Raw genomic sequence first — 13961 nt, forward strand, 5'->3', positions numbered from 1 at the left:
CCCTAAAATTGAACCATAAAAAAAGGCCGGCTTCTGCAAAGCGCCGGCCTTTTTTATGGGTTCCGGTAGTTTTGCGCGGTCAGGACGGCCGTTTTTCCATGGGAACAAATTCGCATTCCTCCGGGCCGCAGTATTCGCCCACATACTCGGATGCCGGCCGGTACAGGGCCGGCTTGGGCGCTGCGCCGGCAAACTGCTCTTCTATGATATGGGCGCACCAGCCCGATATTCTGGATATGGCAAAAACGGGGGTAAACAGGTCGATGGGAAGGCCCATGGCGTAATAGGTGGTGGCGGAGTAGAAATCCACGTTGGGATAGATCTCCGCGCCCTTGAGTTCCCGGAAGACTTCCGCGGCTTTTTTGCGCACAGCCTCGCCGAGTTCATACCATTTCAGATTTCCGGTTTTTTCGCCCATCTGCCTGGACATGGGCGCCAGGATCGCGGCACGGGGATCCCCGTTTTTGTAAACCGCATGGCCCATGCCCATGACCTTTTGTCCGGCCTTTAGCCTGGATTCCACGTACTCGTCCACCCGATCCGGCGAGCCGATATCGAGCAGCATCTGCATGACCCGGGCATTGGCTCCGCCGTGCAGTTCCCCGGAAAGCGAGCCCACGCCGGCGGCAGCGGCCGCATACATGTGTGCGCGGCTGGAAGCCACCTGCCGGGCGGAAAACGTGGATGCGTTAAAAGAGTGCTCTGCGTGGAGCACCAGGCAGGTATCCATGAATCTTGCGGTTTCCGGGTCAGGTGTTTCACCTGTGAGCATGAAAAGGAAATTGGCGGCATGACTCAGTTCCGGTTTCGGGACCAGGGGCTCCAGGCCGTTTCTGATCCGGTGCCAGGCCGCCATGATGGCCGGAAATTTTGCAATCAGGCCGATGGCCGTATGCATGGCTTTCTCCCGGCTCAGGTCCCCGGCCTCGGGGTCATGGTTGGCCAGCATGGGCACGCAGGCCTGGAGAATATCCATTGGCGCCGAAGTTGCCGGCCTGGTTTTCATGGCGGTCAGAAGCTGTTCCGGAATCCGGGTTTGCGCGGCGATCAGGTCTTTGAAGTCCGCCAGCTCTTGCTGCGGGGGAAGGTGTTCAAAAAGCAGGAGGTAAATCACTTCCTCAAATGAGGCATACTGTGCCAGCTCTTTTATATTGTAGCCGCGGTAGACAAGTTTTCCGGATTTGCCGTCGACAAGGCAGATCCGGGTGCTGGCCACAGGCACCCCCCGCAGGCCGGTATTGATGATATCGCCGGGTTCTGTCATTTATTCCTCCCTGATTGCTTCGATGTTCAAGGTTTGCTATTGTCGTAAAGGGCCTTTTGCAGTTGGTCTTCAGGCAGCACGTTTTCTTCTGCTGCAATTTCCTCTATTGTTTTTCCGGTTCCGTATGCCCAGGCGGCAATTTGAGCGGCCCGGTCATAGCCGATATGCGGCACCAGTCCGGTTACCACGGCCAGGCTCTGCCGGATGTTTTGTTCGCACTTGCTTTCATTGGCTTCAATGCCGGATATGCATTTTTCAGCCAGCCCCCGGGCGGCGTTGGCCAGGATGTTGATGGATTCAACGAGGTTGAAGGCGGCAAGGGGTAGCATGAGATTGAGCTGAAAATAGCCTCCCTGGCCGGCCTGGGTCAGTGCGGTATCGTTTCCGATCACGTGGGCCGAGGCTTGCACGGCCGCTTCACACATAACAGGATTGACCTTGCCGGGCATTATCGAGGATCCCGGCAGCAGGGCCGGCAGCCGGATTTCGCCGAGCCCGCACCTGGGACCGGATGCAAGCAGCCGGATGTCGTTTGCAATTTTGGAAATACTGACTGCAACGGTTTTTAACACCCCGCTGGTCTCCACAACCGTATCGCAGGCGGACTGGGCCTCGAAATGATTGTCGGCCTCGGCAAACTCAATTCCGGTTTCCCGGGAAACCGCTGCGATCACGCGCTTTGCCAATTCCGGGTGCGCATTTAACCCGGTGCCCACGGCCGTGCCCCCCAGGGCGAGCCGGGAAAGCCGCGGGCCGATACCTTCGAGGCGCTGGCGCGCCAGTGCCATTTGAGCCGCGTACCCGGAAAATTCCTGGCCCAGTGTCATGACCACCGCATCCTGCAAATGGGTCCGTCCGATTTTCCGGATACCTGAAAATTGCTGCGCCTTTTCTGTCAGGGCCTGTTCCATGGCGTCGACTGCCGGCAAAAGCCGGTCGCGGATCAGCATCCGTGCACAAATATGGATGGCTGAGGGCATCAAATCGTTTGTGGACTGCCCGCGGTTTACGTGATCATTGGGATGCACCGGTGATTTTGTGTTTTTTTTGCCGGTCAGGATCTGGTTTGAACGGGTGGCGATCACCTCGTTGACGTTCATGTTCGCAGACGTGCCTGAGCCGGTTTGAAACACATCCACCACAAACTGGTCATCAAGGCTGCCGCCGATGATTTCGTCTGCAGCCCTGGCGATCGTCTCGCCGTAGCCGGCCGGAATTTCGCCCAGCTGCGCATTGACCCCGGCTGCCGCCTTTTTGATCCTTGCCAGCACATAAATGATCTCCATGGGCAGAATCCGGCCGCTGATGGTAAAATGGTCCATGGCCCGCCGGGTCTGGGCTCCGTAATAGGCTTCGGCCGGCACTGCGACGGTGCCGAGACTGTCTGTCTCCTGTCTGAAATCAAGGTCCATGGTGTTTCATCCAATTCAGGGCCAAATCCTTGTGCCGGCCCCGGTTTTCATGTTCAAGTGTCGGTGATTTATTCTGAACACTTCCAAATATGGTCTTTGACATCGGTTTTGTCCAATATAAATCAGATTTTTATAAATTTTTGCCGGATCTGTGATCATGCTAATATTTATTTAAAGGAAGGATCCGGGTGCGGGGCGGCAGCGCATTGCCCCGCCAACTGAGATAAACCTTGTATCCTGCAGCATCCAACCTGCAACCTTTAATCTGAAATTCAAACCGTCAAGGGGGAGGCCATGACCACCGGCAATTCATTTGATATCCTAGATACCCTGTCTTTCCGGGACCAGACCTATGATTTCTGGAGCCTTCCGGCCCTGGCTGAAAAGCTGTCCATCGACCTGGCAGCCATGCCGTTTTCCATAAGGATTCTGCTGGAAAACCTGCTTCGCAATGAAGACGGCAGCCAGGTGACAGAAAGTCATATCCGGTCCCTGGCCCAATGGTCAGCCCGGAACATACCCAAAGACGATATTCCCTATAAGCCCGCCCGGGTGCTGATGCAGGATTTCACGGGCGTGCCCTCGGTGGTGGATCTGGCGGCCATGCGCGATGCCATTTCCGGTTTGGGCGGCAGGCCGGGTCAGATCAATCCGCAGATCCCGGTTGAACTGGTGATCGATCATTCCGTGCAGGTGGACCGGTTCGGTGCCAGTTCCGCCTTTGGCGTCAATGCGGAAAAGGAATTCGAGCGCAATCAGGAACGCTATACCTTTTTAAAATGGGGGCAGAACTCATTTGAAAATTTCAATGTGGTGCCTCCTGCCACCGGCATCTGCCATCAGGTGAACCTGGAATACCTGGGCCGGGTGGTGATGAGCCGGCAAACAGCGGACAGATCCATCATCTATCCCGATACCCTGGTGGGCCTGGATTCGCACACCACCATGATCAATGCAATCGGCGTGCTCGGCTGGGGTGTGGGGGGAATCGAGGCTGAAGCCGTGATGCTGGGCCAGCCCTATTACATGCTCGCCCCCCCGGTACTGGGCTTTGAGCTCACCGGCCGGCTCCGGCCCGGTGTGACAGCCACGGACCTTGTGCTGACCATCACCCAAATGCTGCGGAAAAAGGGCGTGGTGGGCCAATTTATCGAATTTTTCGGACAAGGGTTGTCGCGGTTGACGGTTCCCGACCGGGCCACAATCGCCAACATGACCCCCGAGTTCGGGGCCACCACCACGTTTTTCCCGGTGGATGAGCAAACCCTCAAGTACCTGGCCTTTACCGGCCGATCCCGGGATCAGGTGGATCTGGCCCGGCAATATCTCAGGGCCCAGGGCCTTTTTCTGGAAGATCAAAGCCCGACACCCGGGTTTTCAGATATCATGCAGCTGGATTTGGACACCGTGGAGCCCTGTCTGGCCGGGCCCAGGCGCCCCCAGGACAGAATTGCCCTGTCTGAAATGAAACAGCAGTTTCAGCATGATTTTGATGAGATTTTTTCCAAAAACACCCGGGCGGAAAAAGACCCCAGGTGGGAGGCAGAGGGCGGAGCCGTGGCCGGTGAGGAACAATTCCAGGGCAGGATGGTTCACAGAAAACCCCTGGACAGCCAGGGGGTTTTTGTCAAACGGCCGTTTCAGAGTTTTTTCCTGGATCACGGATCCGTGGTGATTGCCGCCATTACCAGCTGCACCAACACCTCCAATCCGGAGGTGCTTCTGGGAGCCGGCCTGATGGCCAAAAAGGCTGTGGAACAAGGGCTCCAGGTGCGTCCATGGGTGAAAACCAGTCTGGCCCCGGGTTCCCGGGTGGTGACCGATTATTTGGAGGTATCGGGTCTGATGCCGTACCTTGAGGCTCTGCGCTTTCACGTGGCTGCCTATGGGTGCACCACCTGCATCGGCAACTCCGGGCCGCTGCAGGAGGATGTGGCCGGGGTGATCCGGGATCAAAGCCTTGTGGCTTCCTCGGTTTTAAGCGGCAACCGCAATTACGAGGGGCGCATCAATCCGCTGACCCGGGCCAATTATCTGGCCTCTCCCATGCTGGTGGTGGCTTACGCACTGGCCGGCACGGTCAACATTGATTTGCAAAACGATCCCATCGGCCATGACGGCAACAACGAGCCGGTTTATCTCAAAGACATCTGGCCCGACGATGCGGAAATCGACTCGGTTATGCAGCATCTGGCCCCTTCCATGTTTTCGCAGCGCTATGCCGATGTTTATTCCGGCGACGAGAACTGGAAAAAGGTGGAAATCACCGACAGTGAAATCTATGCCTGGGATTCGGACTCCACCTATCTGCGCAAGCCGCCGTTTTTTGACAACATGACACCAGAGCCCCCGGATATGACAGATATTGAATCCGCCCGGGTGCTGGCCGTGCTGGGCGATACCATCACCACCGATCACATCTCGCCGGCCGGGGCCATTGCCGAAGATTCCCCGGCAGGGAAATATTTAAAGGAAAACGGGGTGGAGAAAAAGGATTTTAATTCCTACGGCTCCAGGCGCGGCAACCATGAGGTGATGATGCGCGGCACCTTTGCCAATGCGCGGCTGCAAAACCGGCTGGTGCCGGATACCGAAGGCGGCTGGACCCGGCATCTGCCAACGGGTGAGACCCTTTCCATCTATGATGCGGCCATGAAATACCAGCAGGAAAACACGCCGCTGATCATTCTGGCCGGCAAGGAATACGGATCCGGCAGCTCCCGGGACTGGGCCGCCAAGGGAACATTGCTGCTGGGGGTGCGCGCGGTGATTGCCCAAAGTTTTGAGCGAATCCATCGAAGCAACCTGGTTGCCATGGGGGTGCTGCCCTTGCAGTTTATAGAAAACCAAAACGCTGAAACCCTGGAGCTGACCGGCGAAGAAGTGTTATGCCTCCGCGGGCTCAAAGACATTTCCGCACCAAACCCGGTCCTTACCGTGGAGGCGGAATCAGACGGCAGCCGGGTAAAAAATTTTGAAGTCCGGGCCCGGCTGGATTCCTCCATGGAAATCGAATATTTCCGCCACGGCGGCATTTTGCCCTATGTGCTCCGGCAAATGTAGCCGTTTTTCGGTCAGTTGTTGCAAGCCTGCGGCAATTGGGCTATAATAATTTTTATATGTACGGAAAAAAAAGCTTTTTTGAAAAAGATTGATGGCAGCAGGATTTGGGTCTGCTCAAAGGCAGGGTCCGGCGGGGTGTTTGTGAGCGTTTTGTTTCAACCGGGGAAAATCGGAAAACTTGAAGTGCCAAACAGGTTCGTCCGGTCTGCCACATATGACGGTTGCGCGGATAAACAGGGCCGGGTCACATCGGCCCAGGTGTCTTTGTTTGAAGATCTGGCCGCCGGCGGCACAGGCCTGATTGTCACCGGAATTGCCTATGCGCACGAATCAGGCCGGATCTCGGCATATCAGAATTCCATTGCAGAGGATTCCTGCATTGACGGATTGCAGCAACTGACTGCGGCGGTGCATGCAAAAGGCGCAAAAATTGCGGTTCAGTTGTTTCATGCCGGACGCGAGGCAGCCGGATTCTTAAAAACCCGCAATCAGATTGCAGCCGGTCCTTCGGCAGCCGAAGATGACCCGTATTTCAAAAAAAAGTACAGAAGCCTGCCACAAAATGAGATCCAAGAGATTGCCGGGGCCTTTGGCGCTGCCACGGCAAGGGCAAAGACGGCAGGGTTTGACGCAGTCCAGCTCCATGCTGCCCATGCATATTTTATCGCCATTTCCCGCCCCCTGATCCGGGAACCGGATTTGATCCGCCGCTGGAAATCCGGCGATTTTCAAACCCCTGCCTGTATTTCCTGCAACAAGTGTCTTGAAGCCCTTTATCAGGGCCGGGCCCTGCATTGCGCTGCGCAAAAACGTCAATCCCGTGTCTGAACTGCTTTTTTTGTGCTTTTTCCTTGACGGGGCATGCGGCCTTTTATAGAAATGGGCAAACGTTTTTAAACCTTTTGAAATCATCACAGGAGTTTCATTCATGAACTGGGACTGGGAAAAGCTCCAGCAGCGACAGAAGGAGCGCAGCCGGACAAACGGCTCCGGCACCGGCGGGTCAGGCCCCCGGCCGCCGCAGGTAGACGATATTATTAACAAATTTAAAAACTTCAAATTTTCCGGGGTATGGATTCTGATTATTGTGGCCCTGCTGGTTCTCCTGGCGGGCTCCACCATGGTTTACACTGTGCAGACCAACGAAGTAGGGGTGATACAGCGGTTCGGCGAATTTTCCAAAACCACCCAGTCCGGACTTCACTTCAAGCTGCCCGCGGGTATTGAAAAAGTGACAAAGGTTAAAACCAAGCGGGTTTATACCGAAGAATTCGGTCTTAAGGCGGATGAACTGTCAGATTCCCGGAGTTTCGGCGTCAGCAATGACGAAATCGAAGTGGCCATGATGCTCACAGGCGATCTCAACGTCGGCCTGGTTCCCTGGATTGTGCAGTACAGGATCAACGATCCGTACAACTACCTGTTTAAGGTGGCGGATGTGCGCCAGTTGATCCGGGACATGGCAGAGGCCTCCATGCGTCTGGTGGTCGGCGACCGCAGCATCAACGAGGTGATCAGCAAGCGCGAGGAAATCGCCGTGGCGGCCAGTGTGCGGCTGCAGAAGGATTTAAACGAGGCGGAGACGGGCATTGAGATCGTTACCGTGGAACTGGGCAACACCAACGTTCCCGAACCGGTGCAGGATTCCTTCAACGAGGTCAACCGTGCGGTCCAGGAAAAAGAAGAGGTGATTTACAACGCCCGCAAGGACTATAACCAGGTGATTCCCAGTGCACGGGGACAGGCGGAAAAAACCATTGAAACCGCAAAGGGTTATGCCATCAACCGCATCAATCAGGCCGAGGGTGATGCCGGTCGGTTCCTGTCGCGCTACGAGGCTTATATGGAGGCCAAGGATGTTACCCGCCGCCGGCTTTACCTGGAAATGATGGAAAATGTGCTGCCGAAGCTGGGCAACAAGTATGTAGTGGATTCACAGCAGGACAATCTTCTGCCCCTGCTTAATCTCGGACTGAAAAAAGGTGTCCCCAATGCAGGCCAATAAATATATCGCAATTGTTGTTGTTTTGATTATCGCCGGATTCGTGTTTCTGTCTTCAGCCTATACCGTGGATGAAACCGAGCAGGTGGTGGTGACCCAGTTCGGGCGGGTCATCGGTGATCCCGTGGTCGAGCCGGGTTTGAAATTTCTGATCCCCTTCATCCAGCAGGCCAATTATTTTCCCAGAAACATCCAGGCCTGGGACGGCCAGCCCGGCCAGATCCCGACCCTGGACAAGACTTACATATGGGTTGATACTTTTTCCAGGTGGCGGATTGTGGATCCGGTGGCATTTTTCAGAACCGTCACAGATACCCAAAGTGCCCTTGCCCGGTTGGATGATATCATCAATCCCGCGGTCAGAAACGTGGTCACCTCCCATGAGCTCATTGAGACGGTGAGAAACAGCAACCGGGAAATGACCACCCTTGACCAGGAGGAACTCGATGATGTCAAAAGCGAGGCCATCAAGGAAGTGGTGGAGGAAACCGAGGAAGAAGACCGGCGCCAGTATAACATCAAGGTGGGCCGGGCCACGCTGACAAAGATGATGCTTGACGAAGCCCAGCCCAAGCTTGAAAAATTCGGCATTGAAATCATTGATGTGAAAATCAAGCGGGTCAACTATGTCAAGGGCGTGCGCAATTCGGTCTATAACCGGATGATTGCCGAGCGAAAGCAGATGGCGGAAAAAATCCGCTCCATCGGCCAGGGTGAGGCAAGAAAGATCGAGGGTGACAAGGAGCGCGATCTTCTGGAGATCCAGTCCGGGGCATACCGGAAGGCAGAGCAGATCAAGGGCGAGGCTGATGCAAAGGCCACAAAGATCTATGCCCGGGCCTTTGAAAAGGACGCGGAATTCTACACTTTTCTCCAGTCCCTTGAGGTGTACCAGAACTCCCTGGAGGGCGCAGACTTGGTGTTGTCCACGGATTCGGAATTTCTGCGATATTTAAATGATTTTAAATCCGATTCCGAGTAGCCGGATTTCTTCGGCCGGATGCACATCCGGATAAAAACAAAAAAAGCCGGGAAGCGCGAAATCTGTTCAATGACTGGCGTTTCCCGGCTTTTTATACATGAACACGAACGCAGGTGAAATCATTGTTCTACTTCCCTTTGCGTCTCTGATGCCTTGTCCGTGCGAGTAGCTTGCGATGCTTGTGCTTTCGCATCTTTTTTCTGCGTTTTTTGATCACACTGCCCAATATCCCACCTCCTTTCTGCTTAAAAGTCTTATCCAGCGGGCCCTTTTCAATTTTCAACGGGCCGGATGGCGAAATCGTACGGTTCAATTCAAAAGGATGATTAAAATATACATCCTACTTGCGAATCATCAAAAAATAACATATATTTCATACGATGTCCATATGTTTTCCAAATATCGTGCCCTGTCTGCACAAAACCCTGTGGCGCAGGAGCGTCCATGGATGCCCTGAATAAATCCGAGCCTATTATGACGACTTTTGATCCTGAGCAAATGGCAGTGGTCAGCCATGCTGTGGCCATGGCTGAAGATCTGGTCAGCGATTATTATAAGCTATCGGCCAGCGAGCTTCGTCAGCTCAATTATGATGTGAAAACCGCGGCCGATCTCGGGGCCCGGGAGACCGTGGCCGATCATTTCGCACAGATCATTCGTTACCGCGCGGAAAAGCAGAATGCCGTGCTCATCACCAGCGCACAGGATTTTTACAAAATCTGTGTCCAGGATCATTCCATCCTCGCTTGTTTGGAAAAGCATTCGGCAATGGCGCTTTATCCGTTCCTTGTCTATGTGATCTGCCATGAACTGGTGCATGTTGTCCGGTTTAAGCGTTTTCAGCAGCGGTTTGATGTGCCGGATGACCAAAAACAGACCGAGGAAGCCCGGGTGCACCGGATTACCCATGAAATCCTTGCCCCCAGGAAGATAAAAGGCATGGCTCCGGTTTTTGCGTTTTACGAGAACTGGCTCACAGCCGCCGAAAAGAGCTGATGGTGATTTTTCGGTTTGCCGGCAAAGGGCTTGTACAGGATCGTCGGCAGCAAAAAATTTTTCCCGCTTGTCTTGACAAGCAGGAATTATGAACTATATTGATATCGATCATCAATCAAGCCTTGTTATCGAGGTATCATTCTGAAAACAGGAGAAATTTCAGCGATGCCAATCTATGAATACGAATGCGAAGCCTGTGGCAGGGTACATGAAATTCTGCAGAAGGTCTCAGAAAAGCCCCTGACCCAATGCCCTGATTGTTCCGGTATATTACATAAGCGGATTTCCCAGTGTACATTTCATTTGAAGGGAACCGGCTGGTATGCCACCGATTATGCCAACGGCGCCAGTGCCTCTTCATCATCTTCCGGCAAAAAAGACGATTCTTCAACAAAAGAAGCGTCGGCCGATGCACAACCGAAAAACAGCAGCAGCGCAAGCGACGATTAAACCTGCTTGCGTATCCTTCAATTAAGTAAGAAAAAGAGCCGGAAGGGTTTGAAACCGATTCGAATCCTGTGAAAATGGACCGCATTGAAAAAGTGGATATGATAACTGTATCCGGCGGCGGCATTCGGATTTATTATATTGAATTTATTGGGTTTTACGTCTTTTCATCAACCAACAAATTGAAACTGGCAGAAGCAAAAAGGAGAAGTGGGCAATGAAGATCAAACCGTTAAATGATCGCATTTTGGTAAAACGGCTGGAAGAAGAATCCAAAACCAAGGGCGGCATTATCATCCCTGACAGCGCCAAGGAAAAACCGGCCCAGGGCGAGGTCGTGGCCGTGGGCGACGGAAAGATCGGCGATGACGGCAAGCGCATCGCCCTTCAGGTAAAGCAGGGCGATCGCGTACTGTTTGCCAAGTATGCTGGTACGGAAGTAAAAATTGACGAAGAAGAGCACTTGGTCATGCGTGAAGACGACATTCTGGGGATTATTGAAAAGTAAGCTTTGCGTCTTTGAAGTGATTGTGGAAAAGAGGAATACAACAGAAACTGGAGGAGTAGAATATGACGGCAAAAGATATAAAGTACGGGTATAAGGCCCGTGAAAAGATGTTAAACGGTGTATGCAAACTCGCAGACGCGGTGGTTGTAACCCTGGGACCCCGTGGCCGAAACGTGGTGATTGAAAAGTCCTGGGGATCGCCCACAGTGACCAAAGACGGTGTGACCGTGGCCAAGGAGATCGAACTCGAAGACAAGTTCGAAAACATGGGCGCCCAGATGGTCAAGGAAGTGGCTTCCAAAACCAGTGACATGGCCGGTGACGGAACCACAACGGCAACTGTGCTCGCCCGCTCCATTTATTCCGAGGGCCAGAAGCTCGTGGCTGCCGGCAACAATCCAATGTCGATAAAGCGAGGCATTGAAAAAGCCGTGGAAGCCGCCACAAAGGAATTGGCCAGCCTGAGCCATCCGGCCAACGATCAGCGCGAAATCGCCCAGATCGGAACCATTTCTGCAAATAATGACGAAACCATCGGCAACATCATCGCCGAGGCCATGGAAAAGGTCGGCAAGGAAGGCGTGATCACCGTCGAAGAGGCCAAGTCCATGGAGACCACCCTGGAAGTGGTCGAGGGCATGCAGTTTGACCGGGGTTACACCTCCCCTTATTTTGTCACGGACACGGAAAAAATGACCGTGGATCTCGATGACGCCTATATCCTGATCAGCGAAAAGAAAATCGGCAACATGAAGGACCTGCTGCCGATTCTCGAACAGGTTTCCAGGATGAGCAAACCGCTTCTGATCATTGCAGAAGACGTTGAAGGCGAAGCCCTGGCCACCCTGGTGGTCAACAAGCTGCGCGGCACCCTGAATGTGGCTGCAGTAAAGGCGCCCGGTTTCGGCGACCGCAGAAAGGCCATGCTCCAGGACATTGCCATTCTCACCGGCGGCCAGGTGGTTTCCGAGGATGTGGGCATAAAGCTTGAAAGCATTACCGTGGATGATCTTGGCCGGGCCAAGCATGTCTCCATTGATAAGGACAATACCACCATTGTCGACGGCGCCGGTGCCAAAAAAGACATTGAAAAGCGCGTCAAGCAGCTGCGGACCCAGATCGATGATACCACCTCGGATTATGACCGCGAAAAACTCCAGGAGCGCCTGGCCAAACTCGTTGGCGGTGTTGCGGTGATCAACGTTGGAGCCGCCACTGAAACCGAGATGAAGGAAAAGAAGGCCCGGGTTGAGGACGCATTGAACGCAACGCGGGCAGCCGTGGAAGAAGGCATTGTTCCCGGCGGCGGCGTGGCGCTGGTTCGCTGTGTTGCAGCCCTGGAGAAGATTAAGCTGGATGTGGAAAAACAGCTTGGCGTGCAGGTGGTGACCCGGGCTCTGGAAGAGCCCCTGCGCCAGATTTCCAACAACGCGGGCCACGAAGGCTCTGTTGTCATCGACCGGGTCAAGAAGGAAAAAGGCTCCTTTGGCTACAATGCCGAAACTGGAGATTTCGAAGACCTGATCAAGGCCGGTGTCATTGACCCGACCAAGGTGGTGCGCTTTGCCCTGCAGAATGCCGCAAGCGTTGCCTCCCTCATGCTGACCACCGAGGCCATGATCGCCGAGATCCCCGATGAAAAGGGTGACGGCGGCGGCGGCATGGGCGGCGCCGGCATGGGCGGCATGGGCGGTATGGGCGGTATGGGCGGCATGATGTAGCCCTGATACCCCATGTAGCTTTGATACCCCAACGGATACCAAACAAAAACGCCTTCATGCATCAAGTGCATGGAGGCGTTTTTATGTTCAAGGTTTAAGGTTGATAGCGCCGTAAAAGTCCAGTATCTGCGTTACACGCAATTTCTCAGAATTTCACGTACCGATAAGTACGCTGCATTCTTCGAAATTGCGCAAGCCTTGATCTTGAACTTTTTACGGCGCCATCTGAAATCAGCTTCCTTTTACGGTGCCATCAATGTTCAAGGTTGTGTCCCTGACGTTAAACCTTAAACCTTAAACCTTGAACCGTCATTATCCTTGACACCCAGGCAGAAACTCGGATAATGACGGGAGGAAAACGAATTGATACAATTTATTCCAATGAATGAAAGAGGTTTAAATGAGTCCTGATAAACTCAATATTGTCGCCATGATGCTCAATGCCGGGTTGATGGTGCAGTTTGTGATCCTGCTACTGCTGGCGTTTTCCGTGGCCACCTGGGCCATTATTTTTGTCAAGTACGTACAGGTGCGCAAGGCGTATCAACAGTCTGCTGCATTTATTGATTATTTCTGGAAAACACGGGATTTTTCCAATGCTTTTGCCCAGGCCAAAAACATGCCGGCCAGTCCGGTTGCCCGGATGTTTCGAACCGCCTACATGGAACTGAAAAAGCTCAACCGGATCGCCAAGACATCGGGTGGAGCCGAAGACCGCAGCGAGTCTCCGGGTGCCAGAAAAACAATGGGCGTGGAAACCGTTCGCCGGAGCCTGAATCGTTCGGTAACCATGGAAAGCCTCCGGCTGATTCAGCTTGTCCCGTTTCTGGCCACCGCCGGCAATATCTCCCCGTTTATCGGCCTTTTCGGCACGGTCTGGGGGATTATGAACTCCTTTCACGGCATTGCCTACCAGCAGGGGGCCACCAGCCTGGCCGCGGTGGCACCCGGCATCTCCGAGGCCCTGGTGGCTACGGCCGCCGGTCTGGCTGTGGCCATTCCCGCAGTGATCGGGTATAATTACTTTACCCAGAAAATCCGAATCCTGGAATCGGAAATGGAAAGCTTTGCCTCAGATTTTGTCAATATCGTGGAAAGTGATTATCTGGCATACCGGGAGGCAGCCCGATGATGCAGGAGAAAAACCGCGATTCGCTTCTTTCAGACATCAATGTCACCCCCTTTGTGGATGTGATGCTGGTGCTGCTGATTATTTTCATGGTGGCGGCGCCAATGATGGTGCAGGGGGTGGATGTTTCCCTGCCTGAGACCCGAACGGTCCAGCAGCTGGATACCGAGCAGGAACCTTTGGTGGTGGTCATTGATAAAAACGGGGCCGTGCATATCAATGATATGGAAGTGGGTGCGGAAAATCTGGGCGAAAAACTGGAGAAAATTTTTGAAAACCGCAGCTCCCCGGAAGTGTTTCTGCGGGCGGACCAAAATGTTTCCTACGGCCGGGTGGTCATGGTGATGAGTGAAATCAAAAGCGCAGGCGTACAGCGGCTGGGAGTGGTTGCCCAACAGTCAGACGCTGCGCAAGAAATCGACCAGGATTGATGCAAG

The 13961-nt window shown here is 53.9% G+C and carries 13 protein-coding genes; 10 read left to right on the forward strand and 3 right to left on the reverse strand.

Features of this window, described 5'->3' with window-relative positions; translation table 11 throughout:
• Window positions 1–79 precede the first annotated feature (79 nt).
• Both R6U41_RS08005 and R6U41_RS08010 read right to left on the reverse strand, forming a co-directional pair.
• Window positions 80–1264, reverse strand: coding sequence for a citrate/2-methylcitrate synthase (locus tag R6U41_RS08005; protein WP_410269313.1), 1185 nt, complete (start codon window positions 1262–1264; stop codon window positions 80–82).
• A gap of 26 nt (window positions 1265–1290) precedes the next feature.
• Window positions 1291–2676: a class II fumarate hydratase gene (locus R6U41_RS08010; RefSeq protein ID WP_410269314.1), complete on the reverse strand. Its 1386-nt coding sequence runs from the start codon at window positions 2674–2676 to the stop codon at window positions 1291–1293.
• Between the two features lie 294 nt (window positions 2677–2970).
• On the opposite strand from R6U41_RS08010, the gene acnA reads away from it, so the two are divergent.
• The 4 genes from acnA to hflC all read left to right on the forward strand — a co-directional run bounded on the left by acnA (window position 2971) and on the right by hflC (window position 8723).
• Window positions 2971–5739: an aconitate hydratase AcnA gene (acnA, locus tag R6U41_RS08015; RefSeq protein WP_410269315.1), complete on the forward strand. Its 2769-nt coding sequence runs from the start codon at window positions 2971–2973 to the stop codon at window positions 5737–5739.
• A gap of 141 nt (window positions 5740–5880) precedes the next feature.
• Window positions 5881–6567 carry a hypothetical protein gene (locus R6U41_RS08020; protein WP_410269316.1) on the forward strand — a complete coding sequence of 229 codons (687 nt, stop codon included), beginning with the start codon at window positions 5881–5883 and terminating at the stop codon, window positions 6565–6567.
• Between the two features lie 100 nt (window positions 6568–6667).
• The gene (hflK, locus tag R6U41_RS08025; protein ID WP_410269317.1) at window positions 6668–7744 is read left to right on the forward strand and encodes an FtsH protease activity modulator HflK; all 1077 of its coding nucleotides are present in this window, start codon (window positions 6668–6670) and stop codon (window positions 7742–7744) included.
• Complete coding sequence (hflC, locus tag R6U41_RS08030; RefSeq protein ID WP_410269318.1) at window positions 7731–8723, forward strand: protease modulator HflC; 993 nt, start codon at window positions 7731–7733, stop codon at window positions 8721–8723. The genes hflK and hflC overlap by 14 nt, the downstream gene beginning before the upstream one ends.
• A gap of 127 nt (window positions 8724–8850) precedes the next feature.
• Here the strand turns inward: hflC and R6U41_RS08035 are convergent, their stop codons facing one another.
• A complete protein-coding gene (locus tag R6U41_RS08035; protein ID WP_073474648.1) occupies window positions 8851–8949 on the reverse strand; it encodes a 30S ribosomal protein bS22 in 99 nt (32 codons plus the stop codon).
• A 218-nt stretch (window positions 8950–9167) separates the two neighbouring features.
• Here R6U41_RS08035 and R6U41_RS08040 point away from each other — a divergent pair, with 218 nt between their 5' ends.
• From R6U41_RS08040 to tolR, 6 genes are all read left to right on the forward strand, one after another.
• Entirely contained in the window at window positions 9168–9719 is a 552-nt protein-coding gene (locus R6U41_RS08040) for a hypothetical protein (RefSeq protein WP_410269319.1), read from the forward strand.
• 165 nt (window positions 9720–9884) lie between these two features.
• Window positions 9885–10169, forward strand: coding sequence for an FmdB family zinc ribbon protein (locus R6U41_RS08045; RefSeq protein ID WP_410269320.1), 285 nt, complete (start codon window positions 9885–9887; stop codon window positions 10167–10169).
• Between the two features lie 214 nt (window positions 10170–10383).
• The gene (gene groES, locus R6U41_RS08050) at window positions 10384–10674 is read left to right on the forward strand and encodes a co-chaperone GroES (RefSeq protein ID WP_181550878.1); all 291 of its coding nucleotides are present in this window, start codon (window positions 10384–10386) and stop codon (window positions 10672–10674) included.
• A 62-nt stretch (window positions 10675–10736) separates the two neighbouring features.
• Window positions 10737–12395, forward strand: a complete 1659-nt coding sequence (gene groL, locus R6U41_RS08055) for a chaperonin GroEL (protein WP_410269321.1) — start codon at window positions 10737–10739, stop codon at window positions 12393–12395.
• A gap of 400 nt (window positions 12396–12795) precedes the next feature.
• Window positions 12796–13527, forward strand: coding sequence for a protein TolQ (gene tolQ, locus R6U41_RS08060; protein WP_410269322.1), 732 nt, complete (start codon window positions 12796–12798; stop codon window positions 13525–13527).
• Window positions 13524–13955, forward strand: a complete 432-nt coding sequence (gene tolR, locus R6U41_RS08065) for a protein TolR (protein WP_410269323.1) — start codon at window positions 13524–13526, stop codon at window positions 13953–13955. Before tolQ ends, tolR begins: the two co-directional genes overlap by 4 nt.
• The last annotated feature ends 6 nt before the right edge of the window (window positions 13956–13961 follow it).

The organism is Desulfosalsimonas sp. (genome assembly GCF_046483245.1).
Lineage (GTDB): Bacteria > Desulfobacterota > Desulfobacteria > Desulfobacterales > Desulfosalsimonadaceae > Desulfosalsimonas.